This window comes from Bradyrhizobium diazoefficiens (assembly GCF_016616235.1).
GTDB lineage: Bacteria > Pseudomonadota > Alphaproteobacteria > Rhizobiales > Xanthobacteraceae > Bradyrhizobium > Bradyrhizobium diazoefficiens_H.
This window is the reverse complement of sequence record NZ_CP067100.1, coordinates 2434029-2457438: the sequence shown is the minus strand read 5'-3', so window position 1 is coordinate 2457438 and position 23410 is coordinate 2434029. Positions and strand designations below refer to the sequence as shown.

General features: G+C 60.3%; 24 protein-coding genes. 8 read left to right on the top strand and 16 right to left on the bottom strand.

Going from position 1 to position 23410, the window contains the following annotated elements; translation table 11 throughout:
• Positions 1-91: 91 nt before the first annotated feature.
• Positions 92-646: a LuxR C-terminal-related transcriptional regulator gene (locus JJB99_RS11610; RefSeq protein WP_200498894.1), complete on the top strand. Its 555-nt coding sequence runs from the start codon at positions 92-94 to the stop codon at positions 644-646.
• 363 nt (positions 647-1009) lie between these two features.
• Here the strand turns inward: JJB99_RS11610 and JJB99_RS11605 are convergent, their stop codons facing one another.
• Positions 1010-1351, bottom strand: a complete 342-nt coding sequence (locus JJB99_RS11605; protein WP_200498893.1) for a tRNA-binding protein — start codon at positions 1349-1351, stop codon at positions 1010-1012.
• Between the two features lie 366 nt (positions 1352-1717).
• Between JJB99_RS11605 and JJB99_RS11600 the strand changes: the two genes are divergently transcribed.
• The 7 genes from JJB99_RS11600 to JJB99_RS11570 all read left to right on the top strand — a co-directional run bounded on the left by JJB99_RS11600 (position 1718) and on the right by JJB99_RS11570 (position 7871).
• Positions 1718-2554 (top strand): transporter substrate-binding domain-containing protein, encoded by an 837-nt coding sequence (locus tag JJB99_RS11600; RefSeq protein WP_200500114.1) that lies wholly within the window; start codon positions 1718-1720, stop codon positions 2552-2554.
• 67 nt (positions 2555-2621) lie between these two features.
• Entirely contained in the window at positions 2622-3287 is a 666-nt protein-coding gene (locus JJB99_RS11595) for an amino acid ABC transporter permease (protein WP_200498892.1), read from the top strand.
• A gap of 11 nt (positions 3288-3298) precedes the next feature.
• Positions 3299-3949, top strand: coding sequence for an amino acid ABC transporter permease (locus tag JJB99_RS11590; protein WP_200498891.1), 651 nt, complete (start codon positions 3299-3301; stop codon positions 3947-3949).
• Positions 3946-4671: an amino acid ABC transporter ATP-binding protein gene (locus JJB99_RS11585; RefSeq protein ID WP_200498890.1), complete on the top strand. Its 726-nt coding sequence runs from the start codon at positions 3946-3948 to the stop codon at positions 4669-4671. Before JJB99_RS11590 ends, JJB99_RS11585 begins: the two co-directional genes overlap by 4 nt.
• Positions 4672-5426: 755 nt before the next feature.
• On the top strand, positions 5427-6149 hold the full coding sequence (locus JJB99_RS11580; RefSeq protein WP_200498889.1) for a helix-turn-helix transcriptional regulator: 723 nt from the start codon (positions 5427-5429) through the stop codon (positions 6147-6149).
• Positions 6150-6246: 97 nt separating this feature from the next.
• Complete coding sequence (locus JJB99_RS11575) at positions 6247-6876, top strand: acyl-homoserine-lactone synthase (protein WP_200498888.1); 630 nt, start codon at positions 6247-6249, stop codon at positions 6874-6876.
• Positions 6801-7871, top strand: coding sequence for a LysR family transcriptional regulator (locus JJB99_RS11570; protein ID WP_349629012.1), 1071 nt, complete (start codon positions 6801-6803; stop codon positions 7869-7871). Before JJB99_RS11575 ends, JJB99_RS11570 begins: the two co-directional genes overlap by 76 nt.
• Here the strand turns inward: JJB99_RS11570 and JJB99_RS11565 are convergent.
• The 15 genes from JJB99_RS11565 to JJB99_RS11495 all read right to left on the bottom strand — a co-directional run bounded on the left by JJB99_RS11565 (position 7838) and on the right by JJB99_RS11495 (position 23258).
• Entirely contained in the window at positions 7838-8083 is a 246-nt protein-coding gene (locus tag JJB99_RS11565; RefSeq protein ID WP_200498886.1) for a DUF2274 domain-containing protein, read from the bottom strand. The genes JJB99_RS11570 and JJB99_RS11565 overlap by 34 nt on opposite strands.
• Positions 8084-8085: 2 nt before the next feature.
• On the bottom strand, positions 8086-9297 hold the full coding sequence (locus JJB99_RS11560; protein ID WP_200498885.1) for a TrbI/VirB10 family protein: 1212 nt from the start codon (positions 9295-9297) through the stop codon (positions 8086-8088).
• Positions 9294-10328 carry a P-type conjugative transfer protein TrbG gene (trbG, locus tag JJB99_RS11555; protein WP_200498884.1) on the bottom strand — a complete coding sequence of 345 codons (1035 nt, stop codon included), beginning with the start codon at positions 10326-10328 and terminating at the stop codon, positions 9294-9296. The genes JJB99_RS11560 and trbG overlap by 4 nt, the downstream gene beginning before the upstream one ends.
• Entirely contained in the window at positions 10325-11008 is a 684-nt protein-coding gene (trbF, locus tag JJB99_RS11550; protein WP_200498883.1) for a conjugal transfer protein TrbF, read from the bottom strand. The genes trbG and trbF overlap by 4 nt, the downstream gene beginning before the upstream one ends.
• A gap of 96 nt (positions 11009-11104) precedes the next feature.
• Positions 11105-12334, bottom strand: a complete 1230-nt coding sequence (gene trbL / locus JJB99_RS11545; RefSeq protein ID WP_200498882.1) for a P-type conjugative transfer protein TrbL — start codon at positions 12332-12334, stop codon at positions 11105-11107.
• Entirely contained in the window at positions 12331-12702 is a 372-nt protein-coding gene (trbK-alt, locus tag JJB99_RS11540) for a putative entry exclusion protein TrbK-alt (protein ID WP_200498881.1), read from the bottom strand. The genes trbL and trbK-alt overlap by 4 nt, the downstream gene beginning before the upstream one ends.
• On the bottom strand, positions 12702-13430 hold the full coding sequence (gene trbJ / locus JJB99_RS11535; protein WP_200498880.1) for a P-type conjugative transfer protein TrbJ: 729 nt from the start codon (positions 13428-13430) through the stop codon (positions 12702-12704). Before trbJ ends, trbK-alt begins: the two co-directional genes overlap by 1 nt.
• Complete coding sequence (trbE, locus tag JJB99_RS11530; RefSeq protein WP_200498879.1) at positions 13427-15868, bottom strand: conjugal transfer protein TrbE; 2442 nt, start codon at positions 15866-15868, stop codon at positions 13427-13429. Before trbE ends, trbJ begins: the two co-directional genes overlap by 4 nt.
• Positions 15869-15878: 10 nt before the next feature.
• Positions 15879-16142: a VirB3 family type IV secretion system protein gene (locus JJB99_RS11525; RefSeq protein WP_200498878.1), complete on the bottom strand. Its 264-nt coding sequence runs from the start codon at positions 16140-16142 to the stop codon at positions 15879-15881.
• On the bottom strand, positions 16142-16468 hold the full coding sequence (locus tag JJB99_RS11520) for a TrbC/VirB2 family protein (protein WP_200498877.1): 327 nt from the start codon (positions 16466-16468) through the stop codon (positions 16142-16144). Before JJB99_RS11520 ends, JJB99_RS11525 begins: the two co-directional genes overlap by 1 nt.
• A gap of 1 nt (position 16469) precedes the next feature.
• Positions 16470-17384 carry a P-type conjugative transfer ATPase TrbB gene (gene trbB / locus JJB99_RS11515; RefSeq protein ID WP_200500113.1) on the bottom strand — a complete coding sequence of 305 codons (915 nt, stop codon included), beginning with the start codon at positions 17382-17384 and terminating at the stop codon, positions 16470-16472.
• A 203-nt stretch (positions 17385-17587) separates the two neighbouring features.
• Positions 17588-18904 (bottom strand): MFS transporter, encoded by a 1317-nt coding sequence (locus JJB99_RS11510; protein WP_200498876.1) that lies wholly within the window; start codon positions 18902-18904, stop codon positions 17588-17590.
• Positions 18905-19036: 132 nt separating this feature from the next.
• Complete coding sequence (locus JJB99_RS11505; protein ID WP_200498875.1) at positions 19037-19465, bottom strand: CopG family transcriptional regulator; 429 nt, start codon at positions 19463-19465, stop codon at positions 19037-19039.
• A gap of 6 nt (positions 19466-19471) precedes the next feature.
• Positions 19472-21457 carry a conjugal transfer protein TraG gene (locus JJB99_RS11500; protein WP_200498874.1) on the bottom strand — a complete coding sequence of 662 codons (1986 nt, stop codon included), beginning with the start codon at positions 21455-21457 and terminating at the stop codon, positions 19472-19474.
• Between the two features lie 37 nt (positions 21458-21494).
• Complete coding sequence (locus JJB99_RS11495) at positions 21495-23258, bottom strand: relaxase/mobilization nuclease domain-containing protein (protein WP_200498873.1); 1764 nt, start codon at positions 23256-23258, stop codon at positions 21495-21497.
• Positions 23259-23410: the final 152 nt, after the last annotated feature.

Sequence of the window (23410 nt, the reverse complement as noted above, 5' to 3'; positions counted from 1 at the left end):
GTATGACACCTAAACACTTAATGCTATAGGTGTTGAACACTTAAGTGTTCGGGCCGATCAGCGCCGTTCGCACAACCGGGAGCACACAGGGGTGGAGGTGGATTACAAGCGCGCGTTCGAGAACTCTCCCGTCGGCCAAGCGATTGCGCGTAACCGCGTGATCGTTGCGTGCAACCACACGTTCGCAGCCATTTTCCGCAGCTCGATCGCAGATCTGGTCGGTCAGACCTTCGAGCGCCTTTATCCAACCCAGGCGGACTACGAGAGCACGGGACGTCGGGTTGGTGCTCGGCTATCGGCGGAGCGTAGCTATAGTGACGACCGTGTCATGCGCCGGATCAACGGCGACCTATTCTGGGTCCGGGTGAGCGGCTTCACCTATACGCCAAGGAACGCTCACGCGCACACCTTGTGGGTGTTCACAGAACTGGCAAAGACCGGCGCCGAAGGGCAATCGCTCAGATCATCTTTGACGGATCGCGAGCGCGACGTGGCCACGCTTCTCATCGAGGGGAAGACTGGAAAAGAGGTCGCGAAAGCCTTGGGTATCAGCCCGAGAACAGTCGACATCTATCGCACGCGACTGCTGCGGAAGTACAATGCCGCGAACACTGCGGAGTTGATAACTCTCCTGCTAACGGCCTAGAGCAGGTCACCTGGATCATGCGCAGCAGTAGATCAATCGACCCTGTGGCTCTAGGGTAGCCGGAGCCACACGTGGGACTAGCCGAGGAACGTCAGCGGCGCAGCAACGCAGCCGGGCCGCGGCGTATAGTGCGGCGCCGAGACTTACGGCGCGAAATTCCTGCTCGTCTTAAAGGACTTGCGTTCTTTCGTCAGGCATCTCCAAAACGAATTCCGACATCTCAAGATCGTCAATTTGAACAAGCATCTTGGCCTGAGTAGTACGCGACTTCCCGATCTACAGCCAAGAGCGCCACCGGGACGGCGGCCTGTCCTTTCCGATCACAAGACAAGGACAGGCTATTACCCACCATTCGGTGTGCGGCTAAAACATCCTAGCGCCGTTCGGAACACTGCGTTCCGGAGCGATTAGAACCACGCGGCCTTGCTCGTCGGGAAACCCCAGCGTCAGCACTTCAGAGAGAAACGGACCGATCTTACGGGGCGACAAGTTGACGACGCACGCGACCTGCCGGCCGATCAATTGCTCACGCGAATACAGCGCAACAATCTGCGCGCTGGATTTCTTGACACCGATCTCGGCGCCAAAATCGATCTTCAGTTTCCATGCAGGCTTGCGGGCCTCCGGAAAGGCGGCCACCTCAACGACAGTGCCAACCCTGATATCAACGGATAGAAAATCATCGATGCTTATAGGCTTTGTCATTTTGTCCTCTTCTACAAGTCCTTCTTCGTTAGTGTTGGCTGACGCTAGTCTGGATGAGTGTTCAGGGAAGCAGACGACGAGCATTGCCACCAAGCTGTGCCGAAGGCCTTCTTTCGGCAGCAGTCGCCCATTGCTAATACTTGGCCCGATCCAGACGCAACGTTCCCGTAGCAACCATTCAGGGCTCACCATCACGCAGCCCTACCAGCAGAATGCCAAGGAAATTCGCGAGAAAACGACGAAGTGGCCCTGAGCTCCGCCCTCTTAACGGCAGGAACTGCTGTCCCGCGGCGTTTAGATTGTGACGGCTGTACGGCAATGGGGAATCCGACCGAGCAGACCACAACAAAATTCTGGAAACGCCTGATGTTCTACCCATTTCGCAACCTACACATCGGCTGTGTCGTGGCTGTCCTCGCGATCGGTGTCAGCACCGGCGCGGAAGCCGACAAAATCGACGATATTATCTCCTCCGGAAAGCTGCGTTGCGCGGTGGTCCTCGACTATCCGCCGATGGGCTATCGCAATGCCAAGAACGAACCGGAAGGCTTCGATGTCGAGTATTGCCGCGATCTGGCAAAGGCTCTCGGTGTCGAGCCCCAAATCGTGGAAACGCCGTTTCCCGATCGTATTCCCGCGCTGATCTCCGATCGCGCAGATGTCGGCGTGGCCTCGACCTCGGATACGCTCGAGCGTGCGAAAACGATTGGGTTCACCATCCCGTATTTCGTTCTGAACACGGTCGTACTCGCGCGCGAGGACGCAAGCATCACCAAGCCTGACGAGATCAAGGGCCACCCTGTCGGTGGGGTCGCAGGCAACTATGAAACGATCGGCCTTGAGGCCAATGTGAAGGCCCTCAACGATCCTAGAGGTCGCTTCCGCGCATTTCAGTCGCAAGCCGATGTGTTTCTGGCGCTCAGTCAGAAGCAGATCGACGCGACCTGGGTCGCATCGACGGTTGCGGCCGACATCATCAAGTCCGGCAGGTATCCCGGCCTAAAGGTCGTCGGCGTTGCACCCATTGTGCCCGATTACGTCGCACTCATCGCGCTGCGTCAGGAGCAGGGCCTCCTCAACTACCTGAATTTGTTCATCAATCAGCAGGTTCGATCAGGCCGGTACAATGCACTCTACGACAAGTGGGTCGGTAAGGCGGCCGGCGATGTGCCGGCTCTGACCGTTCCCGGCGTGTATCGCTGAACCTTGCAAGGAGGCGGAGCATCCACGCTTCGCCTCCCCAAGGTTCACAGGCGAGGTTGGCGTCATCATGTTCAAGTATTCGTTTCACTGGCGCCCGGTGTTCCAGGCACTTCCGGACATGTTGTGGGGAGCGCTCGTTACACTCGAGATTGCCACCCTCGCGATGCTGGTGGGCACAATCATCGGCCTAAGCCTCGCTCTCTTCAAGCGTAGCGAAAGCCTATTGGTGTCGGCGGTCGCCGCAACCTGGGTTGAAATCGCGCGCAACACGCCAGCCTTGTTTCAGATCTATATGATCTATTTCGGGCTCGGATCGCTCGGCATCCGCATCGACTCCTATTGGGCGTTGCTGGTTGGGATCTCGTTCAACAACGCCGGCTATCTGGCAGAAACCTTCCGCGGTGGCTTCAAGGCGGTGCCCGACACGCAAATGCGCGCGGCTCGCTCGCTCGGCATGGCCGCCGGGCAAAGCATGCGCCTGATTATCCTTCCACAGATGTTTCGTGTCGTCTATTTCGCTCTGACCAATCAGATGGTGTGGTCAATATTGATGACCTCCTTGGGCGTGGTCGTTGGCCTCACGTCCGATCTGACCGGCGTGACGCAGGAACTGAATGTGCGCACATTCCGCACGTTCGAATATTTCCTAGCAGCAGCGGTTCTATACCTGCTTGTCGCCAAGACGTTCACATTTTCGGCGGGTCTGATGGCCGTACGGCTATTTCGGTACTGAGGGAGAGCGTCGTGTTTCAGGGCTCTCTGTCATGGAATGATGTGCTGCTCATGCTGCAGGGCGCAGGTGTGACGCTTGCGATCACATTCTGGGCCGTCCTCGGCGGAACCATTCTCGGGCTCGTCTTCGGCGTCGTGCGTGCCAGCGCTGCGCGTTGGGTCCAAATCGTACTCGGCGCTTTCCTGGAGATCTTTCGATCGGTGCCGCTGCTGATCCAGCTTGTCCTGATCAATTCGTTCAGCTCGATCGCGAAATTCGGACTACCGCCCTTTAAAATCGCTTGCATAACGCTCGCGATATACACGGCAGCTTATTGCGCTGAGATCGTCAGAAGCGGTGTCCTGGCCGTGCCGCAAACGACGCGCCGTGCCGCTCGCTCGCTCGGCCTCACGAGGTGCCAGGACCTGATGTCGATCGTGCTTCCGATTGCAACACGAGTCATGCTTCCGAGTTGGATCGGCTTGGTCCTGGCTGTGATGAAGGACACGGCCCTGGTCCTCTGGATCGGGATCGCCGAGCTTCTTCGAACCTCGCAAACAATCGTCACTCGGACCCAAGAGCCGCTGCTCGTATTAGCGATCGCCGGCCTCATCTACTTCGCAATGAGCTTCCCGATTGCGCGCGTCGGCGGATATCTCGAGAGAAAGTGGCAGATGCAATGATTGATATCAAGGATGTGCGTAAGTCGTTCGGCTCCCTTGAGGTGCTCAAAGGAATTAACCTCACGGTCAATAAAGGAGAGGTTCTGTCGCTGATCGGTGGCTCCGGCTCCGGAAAGTCGACGTTGTTGATGTGCATTAACGGCCTCGAGCCCATTCAGTCCGGCAACATCATTGTCGATGGCGTGGATGTTCATGCCGCAACGACCGATCTCAACGAGCTGCGTCGCAAGATCGGTATCGTCTTCCAGCAATGGAACGCCTTCCCTCACCTGACCGTGATCGAAAACGTCATGTTGGCTCTGCGCAAGGTGCTCGGGAAGACCCGGCTGGAGGCAGAGGCAATCGCTGTCGAACAGCTTCGGCATGTCGGCCTCCACGACAAGCTCAAGGTGTTTCCATCTCGCCTATCGGGAGGACAGCAACAGCGAATGGCGATCGCTCGGGCGCTCGCGATGTCTCCCGACTATATGCTGTTCGACGAAGTCACGTCGGCACTTGACCCGCAACTCGTCGGTGAAGTGCTCGATACAATGCGCATGCTGTCCAAGGAGGGCATGACGATGATCTGCGTCACGCATGAAATGCGGTTTGCGCGAGAGGTATCCGACCGAGTCGCTTTCTTTCGCGGAGGCTTGGTCCATGAGATCGGGACGCCGCAACAGATCTTTGAGTGTCCACAGCAGCCGGAAACAGCCGCCTTTCTCAAGGCTTCACACTTCTGACCGTAGGGGCGGCCCCGATTGGCGGGAACGAACTGGAAGAGTAGAATGCGCAACTCTAGGATAGTGCATATTGCGAGTTGTGAACCGGAGCGCGAGGTCGCCGGCGTGATCGTTGAGGGGCTGCACTTCGCCCCGCAACACGTCCGTGAGGGGGCCCATTGCGTCGTCGACACCCGACTCTGGCCAGCTGATCGCCGATATCAACAGCAGCAATTGGCATGTCGCATCCCTACAAGCCTTGATCGGCTACGCTTCTGTACATTGGCTTCATCAACTTCGGAGTATCCGGCGCTTCGGCTTAACTTTGGGGGGAGAGTCGCAACCTTTCTCAGAGGAGTCCGATCAGGGAAGATTCGGCCGCACTACTGCGCAGGCGCAGATGCATCGCGTTTTCCAGCGGTTTATTGATTCGCTTGTAAGTGCGCAAGACGCGAAAGGCTTCTCGAATGCGACGGTTCCTTCTGACTTTAAGTGACCTCGGGTATGCCGGCTTTGACGGGAGGTCATTCGCGCTGCAGCCCAAGCTCAGGTGCAAGGTCTGACGCGCATATTCCGCGTCTGTGAGGGCGACGGTGCAGCCCGAGTAGGTTTCCCTGGGCGTGATCACGCTTCAATCAGCGGGCCTCCAAAGCAGCGGCTGTCTCGTGCATCGGAACGGAAGGAGCCGAGGCCGCATTGCGCGGCGGCTTTTCGGATGCTGCGGCTGAGCCGACAGGCAAGACCAGTGGCCTAAGATAAAAGCGAGACACAGTACCGTGCGGCTTGTCTTTCAAACGTTTGTCGATCGTCTCGTCGAAAGTAGGGATCCCAACGATCTCGGAGACGGATTGGCCGAAACTGCTGCGGCGCTGAATCTCTGCTGCTTCGCCTACCTTTCTCTGCCGCGCGCTCCCGGCGCGCTGCCTCTGCTAATTTCAAACTATCCTTCAACTTGGACGTCCTTATATTTACAAAGGCAATATGAGCGGATCGATCCAGTAATTGTTCAAGCGACCCGTCATCCAGGTCCGTTTCGTTGGGGCCTCGGAGTAGGATTGGCAGCGAGTTCGGACTCGGAGCGTCTATTATTCGAGGAAGCGGCTCGCTTTGGTATTCGCTGCGGGTTCACAATTCCCATCCATGATAGCAGCGGAGCCATTGCCGCGGTTACCTTTGCTGCCGATGAGCGTCGGTCCACTTTCGAGCGCACAATCGACGATCATGCACTCGTCCTGCAGCTCATGGCGATTTTCTTTCATGCTCACGCCCAGCGCAAGATCGCATTCGATAACCGGATAGACGGCGTTAATCTTTCGCCGCGAGAGGTTGAATGTCTCAAATGGGCTGCTGAGGGGAAATCGGCCTGGGAAACTGGACGCATCATGGGAATCTCGCGTCATACGGTGGCATTCCATCTCGAAAATGCCAAGGCAAAGCTCGGTGTTAGATCAACAATTCAGGCAGTCGCGCGTCTTGCTTCAGCGAGGTCGAGCACCTGAAGCATGAGCCTGACGTTAGCCCCCTCCTTAGTTGAGGAGGCTGTAGGCCCACGAAGCTTGTCCTTCAATAGACTATTGTCGTCTTTGGAGGCACATCATGATGCAGGTCATAACGTCAGAATACTACGGGGCTCTCGCCTATGAGATCGCCGAAATGCATCGGCTTCGGTACCGGGTATTCAAAGAACGCCTCCAATGGGACGTCCAAATCAGCGGCGATATGGAGATAGACGAATTCGATGCACTCCATCCCATTTACCTAATTCAGCGAGCAAGCGACTCCCGTATTCAAGGTTGCGTTCGAATGCTTCCGTCTACGGGACCGACGATGTTGCGAGATATCTTCCCCGCCTTGCTGGATGGGAAGTCATTCCAAGCAACTCCATCGGTCTGGGAAAGTAGCCGTTTCGCACTCGACGTTGCCAATGATGCGCGCAGCACAATTCGTGGAATGACCAACGCAACTTACGAGCTCTTCGCTGGCATGATCGAATTCGGTCTATCGCGACATCTAACGGATATTGTGACCGTCACGGACAGCCGCATGGAGCGCCTCTTACGCCGTGCGGGATGGCCCCTACGCCGAACAGGCCAGCCAAGAAGATTTGGAAACACTGAGGCAGTTGCTGGGTATCTTGCGGTCTCCTCGGAATGCCTAACACAGGTACGAACTGCTGGAAACCTGCAGTCTCCGATACTTTGGGAACCTGCAGTGAAAGCCGCATAAAAATGCACGCCGTTTCGAATGTTCGACTGTCAGATCCCAGCATCAGGAAGCTTCAAATGACTCCTTCTTCGCAAGCTACCCGGATCGAGTTGCGTCACTTGCGGGCCGCGATAGCTGCCGCAGAATGCGGAAGCTTTCGGCAAGCATCGGAGCTTCTGGTGGTCCGACATTCCGTGTTAAGCCGCTTGATCAGCCAGTTAGAACATCTGGTCGGAGCGACATTATTTGCGCGCTCCAATGCAGGAGTTGTGCCTACCGTTGCAGGTCAGAGCGTCCTACGGATATCGCGAACAATTCTAGAGCAAGTCGACGCGATACTTGCGACCGCTCGATCCAGCGGTCGCGGCGAAGCTGGACGTCTCTCAGTGGGGTTTTGCACGTCCATTTCAGCGGGAAACCTGAGGGCAACCATGATCGATTTTAAGAAGAGATTGCCCCTGGTCGAGCTCGCGACTATCGAGCGGCCACGCCCTCTTCTAATGAGCGCTCTCAGGAACGGTACTCTCGACATAACCATCGTTCCGGGGCGAAGACCGCTGTCCGATGTCAAGACACTGCCAGTCTGGAGCGAGCGTGCACTAGCTTTGGTTCCAAACGATCATCCTCTGGCTACGCGTCAAGTCATCTACTGGACAGATCTTCGCAGCCAGACGGTGCTCTTGGGCGAGCAGGATCTTGGAAGCGAGCTCGAAGATCTGTTGGTCTCCAGGCTGGTGACCGACGAGCATCGCCCAACAATCGAACGTCACGATGTGAGTCGGGGCATCATAAAGAGCCTGATCAGTATGGGACTTGGAATTGGTCTCGTCATGGAGTCGGATGTGGGAGCCAGCTTCGCTGGTTTGGTCTACCGTGAATTGCACGACGACGCCGGCATGAGCCGCATCGGCTTCTATGCGTATTGGCGGCAAGATAACGAAAACCCGGCCCTGAAGCGTTTCCTCGATTTGCTGGCAGAGCGCTATCCCTCGCCTCCACCGGCTCTCGGGGGATGAGCGCTTCGCCTTGCCTTTGCAAATCCACGGTCAGTGGCCATGAATCGCGCCAGCATGGGCGCGATCAGCTTCACTGGATCGATGCTCTGCCCGTTTTCGCGTGCCACAGCCTCTGCATAGGCCACGAGATCCCGATGCACTGATGCCGGGAGCTCCGCGGTGACCTTGACCGGCTTGTCGTCGGGCAGTGTTCCTATTCTAAGCTTGGGCATCCCTATCCTCTGTAAGGCGCAAGTATAAGGTCACGATTGACGAGAACGCGAACTGGGAAACCAGGTCGCACGGTCAGAGTGGGCTGAATGTTAAGACTACGGCGAACCACCTGCTGTCCGGTTTGGCTTAATGAGCCGGAGGCGCCGTGTCGCAATGCCTGGATGATGGCGCTGTCGTTGCTGTTGGTGTCCGAGCCGGCCCCCAATTCAGTCCCGACCGCCAAAAAGGTCGATAGTGCCGCAGCCTTGAACAACTCGCCCCAGTGATTGTCGACCTGATCTTCGAGGCCTGCATATCCGGCGCTGTCAGCGCCAGGCTGCCGCTCGAGAACGATAGAACGTCCATTCGGCATGATCAGCCGGGTCCAGGCGAGCAGAACGCGGGACTGGCCGAAAGTGACTTGGCTATCGTAGATGCCGATCAGACGCGCTCCCTGAGGCACAAGCAGAAACCGGCCGGTCGGCGTATCGAAGACATTTTCGGTCACCTGCGCTGTGACCTGGCCAGGAAGATCCGACCGAATCCCACTGATCAGGGCTCCCGGAATGAGCGTGCCAGCCTGGACGATATACGGTGAAGCGGGCTTGGTGACACGGTCAGGGCTGACGGTGCGACGGTCCACAGAGGCGTTGATGAAGGCAAGCTTGCGGTCTTGACCATTCTGCGCAGATCCATCGTCGCCAGTACTCGTGGCGTTTGGCGGCACGACGCGCTCGCCTCCAAGACCTGCGGCGGCGGTCGGACGCACTTCTCGTCCATTGGTCGATGCGAACAAATGGCTGATGCGGGCTGCTTCGGTCTCTTGATCCCGGCGCTGCTGGTCCGGATCAGCGCCCATGTTCGGTAACTGGCCTTGAGCAGCAAGGATCGGTCGGCCGAGGTCCCCAGGGAGCGGTGGACCAAGCTGGGGGATCGGCTGGCGCGGAACGCCAGCGTAATCTTTCGGCAGCGTCGTGATGCCGTCGGCAACATTGTGATGGTCGGTGCTGTAAAGCTCATCGGTCGCCTGTCGTCCGGGATGCTTATTCTGCAGCGACCACAGGACCGCTCCGCCGATGACAAGCAGGGCCGCCGCGCTCCCTCCGGCCAGTACTTTTCGCGACAACCGTGTCACCCGCGGATGCTCTGCTCTTAAGCGGAAGCTTTTGGACTGCTCCTGTTGTGTCTCCGGCGGCACTGTTGCCTCGTGATCGTCTCCCCTCCGCGTGTTCATGACGACGGCCTCCCGTCGGTCCTCACAATCCTGACCTTCTGCTGGTGCTCCCCGCCGAGCCGGAGTTCGGCGGCTGCAAACAGCCGATCGACGATCAACACGTTGCCGTAGGCGCGATAGTTGACGAGTTCGGTCTTGCCGTCGGGACCAATGACAAAGAGCGGCGGCATTTCCCCCTGCACGATGCCTTGCGGGAATTCGACATAGACCTTGCGGCCATCGTCATATGCGGCAAGCGGCCGCCAGGGAGGGCTGTCCCCTTCGATGGCATAGCGGGAAATGCGTCGCGCCGGATCGGGAAGGACCGGTTTCAGAGCGACTGAACGCGATCGTTCGCGCACTGTTTCCGGATAGTACCAGGCAACAGATGGCATGTATGGCCGCTCGCGGGAGCGAAGCTCGATCAGATAGGTGCGCCGATCGGTATTGACAACCAGGTTGGTCTCGATCGATGCGCGGGTGGGCTTCACCAGGATATGAACCCGTCGCGCGTCGCCGCTCCCGCTCTCGGTATCGCCCACCACCCAGCGTACGGTATCTCCAGCCGCGATGGGTCCCGATCCCGTCAACTGCTCTCCCTCCTCGAGCGCGATATCCGTGATCTGCCCGGGCGCTGCGTAAATCTGATAGAGCGCTCCGGGACTGTAAGCGTAGATTTGGGCTGCGTTGAAATACCCGCGCCTGCGAGGTTCAACGCGGGCTGCGCTGTTTGCGGTCTCAATTCGGCTCACGGGTTCAGCGTCTTCCTTCCCTCCTGATTGCCCGCCAAGAGCCGGCTTCCAGAGGGGTGGAACGTGCAGCGGTCGCGATCTATCGTCGAGAGGCACGGGAGGCGCCGGCAACGGCGGGACTTCGGCGTCATAGCTGATCTCCGGCGGAATGTAGGTCGCGCACCCGCCAAGCGCCGACGAACAAAGCAGAAGAGCGGACAGAAATGCGCGCTTCGAGCCCACGAATTCGGGCCAAGCCGAATTGAGCCTAGATTCTGCGAAGTGATGCTTCGAATGAACGTCGGACTTCGTCTTGGTCACTGACTCAACTCCTTTGACCAGTTGATAGCGCGGACGTAAACGCCAAGGGGGTTCTTGCGCAGGCGTTCGGCATCGCGCGCCGTCTCGATCGTGATTGTGAGAATGGCGGTCCAGCGCTCGGTCGAACTCAACGAACCGTTGTCGTAGGTTCGCTGGATCCATGCGATCCGAAAGCTATCCGGAGACGCGCGTATGACGCTCGACACGTCGACGGAGATCTGCGTCTTGCCGAGCTTGGCAAAGGGGTCATTGTTGCGCGCATAGTCGTTGAGCGCGGCCGCCCCGCGATCGGTCGTAAAATCATAGGCCCGGAGCCAGTTCTGACGCAGAACGATGCCGTCGGCCGGCAGGCCCCTGACATCTTCGATAAAGCGCGCAAGATGGTAGGCGATCTGGGCGTCGGTGGGTTGATAGTCGATGTTGGCGGGCGCGACCCTTTGAGCCTGGCCGAGACGATCGACTTCGACCACCCACGGCGTGATCGATCCCTGGCTCGATTGCCAAACAAGCCCCCCGGCGAGGCCGGCGGACATCATCAGGCAGCCGAACGCCATCAAGCGCCAGTTCTTGGCTTGCACGCGCGCCGACCCAATGCGTTCGTCCCAAACCTGCGCTGCCTTTTGATAAGGCGTGATCGGCTCGGGCATGCGCCCATAGTGGACAGAAGGTCGTTTGAACATCGATGGTTGCCCCTGAGATCAAGTGATCGGTTTCGAGTCGAGCGGTGTCCGCTTGAGACGCCCGCGCAGTGCGTGGCGAAGCTGCAATGCTGCGTGTCAGCGCTCTCCTTCGGACAAGTCGACGGACGAGCCGCTGCCACCTTGATCGCCGGAGCGCACCGCGTGACCAGCAGCCGACGCGCCATGTCGAATAGTCTCGGCACGCTTCATGCGCCGCGCCCAATCGGGCTGCCCTTCGGCCGAAGTGCCGGCGGCCTGCTCGCCGGCATGCCCGCCTCCGCCCAATGCTGCCGTTGTGCGACGCAACGGGCTCATGACCGCCGATCCTCCAGCTTCCGCGACGCCAGCAAGACCGCCACTTCGATACGCTGCAGTGGCTCCGCTTAGGACGGCGCCGCCCCCGCGCGCGGCACCTGCAATCGCACCGCCGGCCAGACCAGCACCTCCCGCGGCAAGACCCGCGCCAGCTGCAACGACACCGCCCGCGGCAAGTCCAGTTCCGATTGCAGCACCGGCGCCGAGCTGCGGCCCACCGGACACCAAGCCGTTTGCGATTCCGGGTCCAAAGATACCGAGGCCCAACAGCGAGAGCGCCGCGAGCACCAGCGTCATCGCGTCTTCAATGGTCGCCTGGCCGCCAGCGAAGCCGGAGGTAAATTGCGAGAACAGGGTCGAGCCGATGCCGACGATGACGGCCAGAACCAGAACCTTGATTCCGGATGATATGACGTTGCCTAACACCCGTTCGGCAGCGAAGGCGGTCTTACCAAACAGGCCAAAGGGAATGAGCACAAAGCCAGCCAGCGTCGTCAGCTTGAACTCGATCAGAGTGACGAAGAGCTGGATCGCCAGAATGAAGAAAGCGAGCAGCACCACGATCCAGGCAAACAGGAGAACGACGATCTGGACGAAATTCTCGAAGAAACTGATGTAGCCCATCAGGTTCGAAATCGAATCGAGCAGCGGCCGGCCGGCGTCGAGTCCTACTTGAGCGATCTTTCCAGGTCTCAGAAAATCTGCAGCGGAGAGGCTTGCGCCGGATGCCTTCAGCCCGAGACCGGCAAAGCTCTCGAAAACGATGCGCGCCAGGCTGTTCCAGTTGCTTATGAGGTAAGCGAAGACACCAACGAACAGCGTCTTCTTGACGAGGCGCGCGATAATGTCCTCGTCTGGCCCCCAGCTCCAGAACAACGCAGCGAGCGTGATGTCGATCGCGGCAAGGGTCGTTGCGAGATATCCGACATCCCCACCCAAGAGCCCGAAGCCGTTGTCGATGTAACGGGTGAACGTCTCCAGGAACTGATCGATGATCCCAGTACTGGTCATGGCTTGCTCGCTTCGGGTGATGCCACGGATGGATACCCCTGCGGCATCCGGCTCTGATCCTTTGGCGCGGGTGTTGGACCGGCGGCGGGATCCGCGCGGCGGGACGCAGCAGCACCATCCTTTTTGCCAAGGAACCTTCGCCGGTTTTCGGCCCAGACCTGCTGGCAGTGCTGATACTTGGCCGTTTCATCCGGCGTGACGGCGCGGCAGCGGGCGAGGTCAATAGGATCGCCGTCCGTGGTCTTCTCTGCCTTTGGCGGCGAAGAAGCATCCTCTCCACCACGAAGCTGAATCGTGCAGGCTGCGACAACAAACACCCCGGCCGACACCGCCAGCGACAGCGCTTTGAACGCTTTTACATCCGGCATCAGTGAAACATCCGCACGTCTTGCGATTGATAGCCCTGCCCAGGCGTCAAAAACCGCCGAAGCTGCTCTCTGCCCTGGTCTTGGGCTACGGCGCGTTGCGCGGATTCGAAGCTCTGCGCCCTGCCCTGCGCCGCCACGGCAGCCGTGAGATCGCCGAGCTGTTGCGCCTGAAGGGCGAGAAGCTGATTGCCGGCCTGGGTTGCCTGCAGAGCGCCACTGGCGCCCTGGCTCGACGTCACAAGCGCCGACGTCTGGACGCGGTTGGTATCGAGGTTGGCGACGACGCCGGCCTGGACCCGGAGCGCATCCTGCAGTGCGGCGACAGAATTCTGCCAGCGCGATTGGGCGTTGGTGATCAACGCCTGGTTGGACTGGCTGCCGTTGGCCGGCGCGTAGCTGGTTGAAAACGCCCGATCGATCTGCTGGACGTCGTAAGCGATCCGCTGGGCCTGGGCGAGCAATTGCTGGGTCCGCTGGATCGACGATTGCAGCTGCTGCAGCGACGAATACGGCAGACTTGCCAGATTCCTCGCCTGATTGATCAGCATCTGCGCCTCGTTCTGCAACGAGACGATCTGATTGTTGATCTGCTGGAGTTCTCGAGCGGCTGTCAGGACGTTCTGGACGTAGTTGTTGGGATCGAAGACGATCAGCGCCCGCGCGGGCACCGCGAGGCCAAGCCCAAGCGCGACGGTGCCGGCGGCTGCCAATAGGCCAAGACGCCTCATAGCGATTTCTCCAGGTTGACGAGATTGGGGATCAGGTCCGTAGCCCACGCGATGCCGCGGTGCTGAAGCCAGGCCGTCACGAAGCCCTCGCGCCCATGTGCGGCGAGGAGTTGCTCGATGGCGGCCTGGTCGGTCTTTGAAGAGGCTGCGGTAAAGGCGAGCGCCACTTCGCCTAGGCCGAGTTCGAACATCCGGTTGCCGCGGCGAGACTGGCAGTAATAGTCCCGCTTCGGCATTGCACGGCTCAGAAGCTCGATCTGGCGATCGTTGAGGCCAAAACGTCGGTAGATGGCTGATATCTGCGGCTCGATCGCCCGTTCGTTCGGCAGCAGGAGGCGCGTCGGGCAGCTTTCGATGATGGCCGGCGCGATTGCGGAGCCGTCGATATCCGAGAGAGACTGGGTGGCGAAGATGACGGACGCATTCTTCTTCCGAAGCGTCTTCAGCCACTCGCGAAGCTGGCCGGCGAAGTCCTCATCGTCCAAAGCCAGCCAGCCCTCATCGACAATGAGGAGTGTTGGCCTGCCGTCGAGGCGATCTCCAATCCGATGAAAGAGGTACGCCAGCACGGCCGGAGCTGCGCTCGTTCCGATCAGACCTTCGGTCTCAAAGGCCTGGACCGAGGCCTCACCGAGACGCTCGAACTCGGCATCAAGCAGGCGCCCGGATGGTCCGCCCAGACAATAGGGCTGCAACGCACGTTTCAGGGAGCTCGATTGCAGCAGCACGGACAGACCGGTCAGGGTGCGTTCCTGCATCGGCGCGGAAGCGAGAGATGTCAGCGCCGACCAGAGATGGTCCTTCACCTCCGGGGTGATCTCGATCTTCTCTCGGGCCAGGATCGCGCCGAGCCACTCCGTGGCCCACCCCCGCTCGATGGAATCGTCGATCCAGGCCAGCGGCTGCAATGCGACGGGTTGATCGTCCCCGTCAGACAATGCGCCACCGAGATCATGCCAGTCGCCGTCCATGGCGAGAGCGGCGGCCCGGATCGAACCGCCGAAATCGAACGCAAAGACCTGAGAATTCGGGTAGCGGCGGAACTGTAATGCCATCAGTGCCAGCAGCACCGACTTGCCGGCACCCGTCGGCCCCACCACAAGGGTGTGGCCGACGTCACCGACGTGGAGCGAGAACCGGAACGGTGTCGAGCCCTCGGTCTTGCCGAACAGGAGCGGCGGAGCCTTGAAGTGGAGATCCCGGGCTTCGCCCGCCCACACCGCCGACATCGGAATCATATGAGCCAGGTTGAGGGTCGAAACCGGTGGCTGCCGCACGTTGGCATAGACGTGCCCGGGGAGACTGCCGAGCCAGGCTTCAACGGCGTTCACCGTCTCAATCATGCAGGTGAAATCGCGACCTTGGATCACCTTCTCGACCAGCCGCAGCTTCTCGTCGGCTGCACCGGGATCGCGGTCCCAGACCGTGATAGTTGCCGTGACAAAGGCTTGCCCGATCTGGTCCGAACCCAGTTCCTGTAGCGCCGCGTCAGCGTCCATCGCCTTGTTGTGGGCGTCGGTATCAAGGAGTGTCGACGCCTCGTTGGTCATGACTTCCTTGAGGATCGCGCCAATCGACTTTCTCTTGGCAAACCACTGTCGGCGAATCTTGGTCAGCAGCTTGGTCGCATCGGTCTTGTCGAGCATGATCGCCCGTGTCGACCAGCGATACGAAAAGGCCAGGCGGTTCAGGTCGTCCAGGATTCCCGGCGTCGTCGCACCTGGAAAGCCGACAATCGTCAGAACCCGCACATTGGCCGAACCCAGCATCGGCTCGAGCCCGCCGGTCAGCGGCTGATCAGCCAAGAGCGCATCGATGTACATGGGACTTTCGGGCACGCGAACGCGATGACGCCTGGTCGAGATCGTCGAGTGCAGGTAGGTCAGGGTGTCCTGATCATCGAGCCAGCCGCATTCGGGCATGAACCCTTCCACTAGCTGAAGCACGCGGTTGGTTTGATCGATAAATCCGCGGAGCACCTCGCGAGCGTCGGCTCCAACCGTACGATCGCGGCCCTCATAGAGCAGTCGCTCTGCCCTGGCGGCGCCCTCCTCCGGCGGCAGGTAGAGAAACGTCAGGAAATAGCTCGATTCATAGTGGGCGCCAGCCTCCTCGAACTGAGCCCTGCGCTCCGCGTCGACCAGCGCGGACGCGACGTCTGGAAAGCTGTTCGGCGGGTAAGCCCCCGCAAAATGACGCTGCGCCTCGACGAAGATGGCCCAGCCAGATCCGAGGCGACGCAGGGCGTTGTTCAAGCGACCGGCGACGGCGACAAGTTCAGCCGGCACTGCACTATCCAGGTCGGGTCCCCGGAATTTCGCGGTCCGTTGAAACGAACCGTCCTTGTTCAGGATGATTCCTTCGCCGACGAGGGCTGCCCAAGGCAGAAAGTCGGCCAGACGTGCATTGAAATGGCGGTATTCAGCAAGGTTCATCATGATCGAGAGCTCAGACGTCGAGATGACCGGGAATGCGCAGATGTCGGCGCACGACATCGACGAAGGCGGGATCACGCTTGGCGGCCCAGACAGCGGCCATGTGTCCGATGAACCAGAGCACGAGGCCCGCGATCCACAGCCGCAGTCCAAGTCCAAGCGCGGCTCCCAATGTGCCGTTGACGATCGCGACCGACCGCGGCGCGCCGCCCATCAAGATCGGTTCCGTGAGCGCACGGTGAACGGGCACGACAAAACCTGCGACGGGATCATCCATCAGATCACCACGCCGCCGCCGAACGAGAAGAACGACAGGAAGAAACTCGAGGCGGCAAATGCGATCGACAGGCCGAACACGATCTGGATCAGCCTGCGGAAACCGCCGGACGAATCGCCGAACGCGAGCGTCAAACCGGTGACGACGATGATGATCACGGCGATGATCTTGGCGACCGGACCTTCGACCGATTGCAGGATCTGGTTGAGCGGCTGCTCCCACGGCATGTTCGAACCAGCCGCCCATGCCGGCGGCGTTGTCAGAAGAAGCGCACCCGAAGCAGCCAAACCAGCGGCTTCTCGAAGAAAACGAAATTGCGGACGCATGTCAGTCTCCTGCTTGTGAAAGGCTGTAGTCGCCCGCTGCTCCAAGGCCGGTGACGAGGGCGAGCTCAGAGAGGTGACGATCGCCGCCACGGCCTGTAAGCACGGCGACGAGGTTGATGGTTTCGGCGATAAGGGCACGCGGAACCGTAATGACGGCTTCCTGGATGAGTTGCTCGAGCCGCCGCAGCGCGCCGAGTGCCGTACCCGCATGGATGGTGCCGATGCCGCCGGGGTGGCCCGTGCCCCAGGCCTTGAGCAAATCGAGCGCTTCGGCGCCCCTGACCTCGCCGATCGGGATGCGGTCCGGGCGCAGTCGGAGCGAGGAGCGGACGAGGTCGGATAGGGTGGCAACGCCATCCTTGGTGCGCAGCGCAACGAGATTGGGTGCTTTGCACTGCAGTTCGCGCGTATCCTCGATCAGAACGACGCGATCGGAGGTTTTCGCCACTTCAGCCAACAGCGCGTTGGTCAGTGTTGTCTTGCCGCTCGATGTGCCACCGGCGACGAGGATGTTTTTGCGAGCGGAGACGGCACCTCTCAGTGCCGCGGCCTGCCTCGAGGTCATGATCCCCTTAGCGACGTAATCGTTGAGCGTGAACACGGCCACCGCCGGCTTGCGGATTGCAAAAGCTGGCGCCGCAACGACCGGAGGCAGGAGACCTTCGAAACGCTCGCCGGTGCCGGGCAGTTCGGCCGAAACGCGAGGTGAACCGGCGTGCACCTCCGCCCCTACGTGGTGGGCTACCAGGCGAACGATGCGCTCGCCGTCCGCCGCGGACAATGTCTCGCCGGTATCAACAAGGCCACTCGACAGGCGGTCGATCCACAACCTCCCGTCTGGATTGAGCATGACCTCAACGATCGATTCATCTTCAAGGTAGCCTGAAATTGCCACACCAAGCGCGCTCCGCAGCATACGCGCGCCGCGTGATGTCGTCTCCGACTGAATGGATTTGATCGCCACCGCTGCCCCCACGGAATGAGGACGTCCAAAGAGCGCCCTCAGATGGGGATGATTAGAAAAGCCACCAACCGATCTAGGGCAACAAGCACTTCGGGCAATCGTAGAACAGCGTAGGAAAAGAAAGACGAGCAGAGCAATTTAACGTGGGTCGCCACTCACCACTCCGTATCGTCATCCGCGGGCCCTTGTAGGACCGCTTGTTCGTAGAAACAGACCGGTTCGATTACATCGGAAGCGTCAAATGCGCCGATCCAACGGCCGACGTAGCGGACCCATGGCAGCCCGAACCACGCGAGCGCCGCGATCTGCAGCAATACGTTGAGACCAAACGCGACTTGGTAGGCCAATATGGGCTTATGGCTCGCCCCGGGAGACCATTGCTCCAAGATCAAGCCCGTCGCGCATTGGGCCAAAAATGCCCATCCGAAGTGCAGCACGTTCAATGCGCCATTGGCACGACCCGCAAGCCCGGGCGGAAAGTAATCGGCTATCACAGCGAAACTGACCACGGAGGCCGCTCCGACGACTGCGACAACGGACCATGGCAAGAGGGACGGCAAAGGCACACGAAACATCAAAAAAAGTTGGGCAGCGATGAACAGCACCGCAATCGTCGCCAATATTGATTCCGCTCCGATTTCTCTTCGTCTGATGTAGTGGACCGTCGTACCGAACAACCAAGCACCGCCGCTCAACACGATCGACATCGTGAACAGCTGTCTGACGAGACTTCCCCGATCAAAGCCCTCCACGTCTGTTAGCCACGTCGAGGCCCATAATCCTTGCAGTGACCAAGCCGACCCCACGCACGTGGCCGACAATGGGGCAATTCGCCAGAAACGCCTGTCGCCAACAACAGAGCTGAGGGTGTTAGAGATTGACGCTGTCGACGGGACGACGACTTGCTCGGGAACCACGACATAGATCAGCATGGCCGTGACGCCGGTTGCGACTGCAAGGATCTCGAAAAACTGTCGCCATCCTATCCACGCGAGTAGGTGCTCGGCGGGCGCCGTAGCGGTGACCGCCCCGAGCGATCCCAACATGACCATGTAGCCATTAAGCAAGGCCACTCGTTCTCTCGGAAACCAGAGGACGATCGATTTCAACCCCGCCGTCAGCGCTGCCGCTACGCCAAGCCCAATCATTGCACGCGCGATCAAGAGTGAAAAAAATCCGGCCGATATCGCGAACACTCCGGCACCAGCGGCAGCGATCAGGAGCAGAGCACTCTGGACGCGACGTGGGCCAAAGCGGTCCAACATTATGCCGACGGGGATCTGGGCCGCGGCGAAGACCAGGAAATAGACGGACGTCAGTAACCCGAGGTCCGCAGCATCAAGTCCGATATCGGAAATGAGATGACCTGAGATCAGAGCGTTGATCGTTCGGAACAAATATGAAAGATAGTATCCAGCAGCAAATGGGAGAAAAACGGAGGCGATGAGACGCCATGCTATTGAAATTGGCATGCTGGCCCTTCTTGCTCACTCAGCTCATTCGAGCCGATAGCGCGTCCAGCTTTTTGTCGACTTAGCTACATTGCTGCGATCGTAGGCTGGCGTAGAAAAAGGAAGGACCGGCGAAGTAGCTCCTCTGGTGGATTAATCCAGTTTGGCGACCGGCTCGTCACGAACGACGTCTTCCGAGATTTCACGCAGGAAGCTCTGCCCCTTTTGCAAACGGCGCCCGAGCGCCTCGACAAATCCCTCAAAGCGTTCCCGGCCTTTTGCCTGGGCAGCAGCCTGCGCGTCGTTGGGCAATGGCGGCGTGATCGTCAGCCAGAAGCGGATGAACAGGGCCAAAGTCTCGGCAGTCAGACCGACGTCACGTTCCAGTCTCTGCATCTGACGCGATAAACGATCCAGGCGCCGGGTAAACGCCGCCTCCCGCCTGTCCGCACCATCCGGCGATAGAAAGGAAGCGACCGCTGCTTCCACGATCGCGGATCGCGAGAGGTTCCTGCGATCGGCGAGGTCTGAGATCTGCTTCAAGAGCTCGGGCGGGAAATACACGTTCATCCTGTCGCGCATGATGCCTCAGAGCTCCATCCCGTCATCTGGGTCGAGCGCGACCTGGCGGGCCACACCTCGCATCTGTTTTCGTACGAGCCGAGACTGGCGGACCGCTTCGTCGTCATCGTCAAACACGATGGCAAATTCCTCGGCTGGCGTCCGTTCGGTCGTCTCTTTAGCGATGGCAACGTGATCAGGCAGTTCGGGCTCTCGGCGGAGCCCACTGTTCGCCGTGTCGTCCTCGACCTCCGCGGCCTTGTCAGTTGGACCTCCCGTCGGCTTCAACATTCCAAGCGCTGACCATCCGTCCGTTCGCGATGATCGACCGGCCCTTGCCGGATCGGGCGGCGGTAGAACCCGCTCCGTGAATCGCCTATCCTCGTAGTAGCGGACCTTCTTCGCCCGGATCGGCGGCGTGCCCGCCACCATGACGATCTCATCCATTGGCGGGAGCTGCATTACCTCGCCAGGGGTTAAGAGCGGCCTTGCCGTCTCCTGGCGCGAGACCATGAGGTGCCCCAGCCAGGGGTTCAACCTGTGCCCGGCATAGTTCTTCATCGCCCGCATTTCCGTCGCGGTGCCCAGCGCGTCGGACACCCGCTTTGCGGTCCTCTCGTCGTTGGTCGCGAAGCTGACGCGGACGTGACAGTTATCGAGGATGGCGTTGTTGGGCCCGTAGGCCTTCTCGATCTGATTGAGCGATTGCGCGATCAGAAAACTCTTAAGGCCGTACCCCGCCATGAAGGCGAGCGCGGATTCGAAGAAGTCGAGCCGCCCCAGAGCCGGGAACTCATCGAGCATCATCAGGACCCGATGCCGGCGGTCGCGGGCATGCAAGTCCTCGGTCAGCCGCCGGCCGATCTGATTCAGCACCAGGCGGATCAGCGGCTTGGTCCGCGAGATATCGGAGGGCGGCACCACAAGGTAAAGCGTTGTAGGGCTATCTGCGATCAGATCGGCAATCCGCCAGTCGCACCGGCAGGTCACCAGGGCCACCACGGGATCCCGATAAAGCCCAAGGAACGACATCGCGGTGGACAGGACGCCAGAACGTTCATTCTCCGATTTGTTGAGGAGTTCGCGCGCGGTGGAGGCGACAACGGGATGGGCGCCCTGCTCGCCCAGATGCGCGGTGGTCATCATTGCCTTCAGCGTCGCCTCGATTGGCCGCTTGGGGTCGGACAGAAAGGCGGCGACGCCTGCCAAGGTTTTGTCGGCCTCGGCATAAAGGACATGGAGGATGGCCCCGACCAGGAGCGAATGACTGGTCTTCTCCCAGTGGTTTCGTTTATCGAGCGAGCCTTCGGGATCGACCAGAACGTCGGCCACGTTCTGGACATCGCGAACTTCCCACTCTCCACGCCGGACCTCGAGCAGCGCGTTGTAGGCCGAAGACTTTGGGTTCGTCGGGTCGAACAACAGCACCCGGCCATGTCGCGAGCGAAAGCCGGCGGTCAATTGCCAATTCTCGCCCTTGATGTCGTGAACGATGGCCGAGCCGGGCCAAGCCAATAACGAGGGCACAACCAGCCCAACACCTTTGCCCGACCGGGTGGGCGCGAAACACAGCACATGCTCCGGTCCGTCATGGCGAAGGTAGTCGCCGTCAAGTTTGCCCAGCACCACGCCATCGGGACCGAGAAGCCCGGCGGCTTTGACCTCCTCCGCGTTGGCCCAGCGCGCAGAACCATAGGTCTCGACGTTCTTGGCCTCACGCGCCCGCCAGACCGACATGCCGATCGCCACCGCGATCGAAATGAAGGTCCCCGACGCCGCGATGAAGGCTCCCTCGACAAAGACCTGAGGCGCATAGGCATCAAAGACGAACCACCACCAGAAAAAGACCGGCGGGTAGTAGAATTTCCAACCCAGCAGTTCGAACCAGGGCCGGCCAAGCTCCGGTTGATAGGCGAGCCGCCACGCCGTCCATTCGGTTGCTCCCCAGATCGCCAGCAGAACGATCAAGCCGACAACGATCACCTGTCCCCAGAGGATCTTGGTTCCGGACATCCCGAACGCCCTTCCGCAATTGGAATTGGAGAGATTGCTAGAGGCCTAGGTCGCGCTTGCGACCAAAGCCCCACTCGATGCCACCGCCGTCCTTGACGACACCGATGACGTGTTGGCCGAGCCGCTTTTCGAGGTCACGCGACCAGGGCACGAGCTGGAAGCCGAGCCCATTGTCGATCATGGCAAAGCGCCCCGACGCGAGCGTCAGCCGCTGGCGATACGTGCCCGTCACGTGCTCCCCGGAGGCGGCCTTCAGATGAGGCAGACCTGTGTCGGCCGAGACTTTTGCCGCCACCTCATCCAGCTCGCGCCGGCGCAAGGTATCCAGGAGATCGCGCTGCAGGATGATGCGCTGCCCCTGCCGCCGCGCAAGACCCTGGTTAACCAGATGCTCGGCACGGGCTTCCATGGCACGGCGGGTCTCGCGGCCGAAACCACCCATGGCGAGCGGCATCGGATCGCGTTCGACCAGCCGGTGGTCGAGCCAGGTCGCACCTTTCGCGGTCACCTGATCACCAACATCTAGATCGGAACGAGTTGCGAGCACCAAGGTGGAGCGCGGATCATCGGTTTGACCGAAGCGTCGCACTTCGACGATGCCACCGACGGGCGGTGCATGTTCGAAGGCCTCGATTCCTCGGAAGCGGACGTGGTGAGCGCGTCCGTCTGTTCCGTCGATCAGGGCATAGGTCTCGCCCGTCAGTTCATCAAGCAATCCACGATCGACCAATCGTCCGATGATCTGGGACGTCGGCTGTCCGCCTTCGATGACGTAGTCCGACACGCCGCGCGCCTCCCCACGCTCGGTAAAGGCGCGGTGCATGGTCTTGATGATGTCGCCGCGCATGCCAAGGTCGCGCAGGCTACGCTCGGCCTCGAGCCCCACCATCCATTCCCCGGGCGCGGCGGACGTGGCGAGGCCCATCTTCTCCAACTGCTGGAGGCGGCCAACCATCAGTCGCCGGATCTCGGGATCGGAGCTGCCGGGATTTTCTGGGCGAAGATCGATATAGCCGGTCTCATCGGCCGACAGCCGGATCTCCCGATCAAGCCGCGTCCATCGTTCCGCCGTGACTTCCCTCTCCAGCGAATTGCGGATCTCGTGCTCGGGCTTTGGACCGAGTTCGATGGCGACGAGCTCCTCGGCTCGTGAACGCAGGCCCCGACTGATGTAGTCGCGGGAGATTACGAGGTCCGCCCCTTGCTCATCGACTCCCCTGACGAGAAGGTGGACGTGCGGATTGTCGGTATTCCAATGGTCGACGGCCAACCAATCGAGCCGCGTGGCAAGATCGGTCTCCATCTGCCTGGCGAGATCGCGGGTGAACGCCTTGAGGTCGGTCATGTCGTCAGCGTCCTGGGGCGAGACGATGAATCTGAAATGATGCCGGTCGTGCTGGCACCGCTCGGCGAAGGCCGCGCCATCGGCTCCGTCACTGCCAGCATCGAACATCTCGGCCCGCTCGCCGCTTCGGGTCACCCCATCGCGCTTCAGGTATGAAAGATGCGCGGTTAACGGCGCCGAACGGAATGAACGCCCCTTGTGGCGCACGATGCGCGCCTTCACCACAACTCGCCGTATCGGACTGAACAACCGGCTGCGACTAAAAGCGAGCCGGCCGCGGCCGAACGTCGAACGCCCATAGGCCGCCGAGCGCCTGCCCGCGGCAACCTGTCCCGAGGTGTGTCCTGCTTTCTTCGCGGCACGCAGCACCTGGTTGATGAAGCTCTTGGGCTTCGGCGCGCGGGTGCTGCGGATACGCCCGGGCCGAATGCGCAGATCGCTGTCGCCGGCGGTCATGGCGGAGCCTCGAACACCATTAAAACAGCTGCAGTGCCGAAAATGTCTTTGATCACATTGTTCAAAACGCAAGGCGCGGCACGCGCCCCGACCGACCGGCACGCCAGAACCCAAGCCATGACAATGGCTTGCGGTTCGACCGGCGAGCCGCT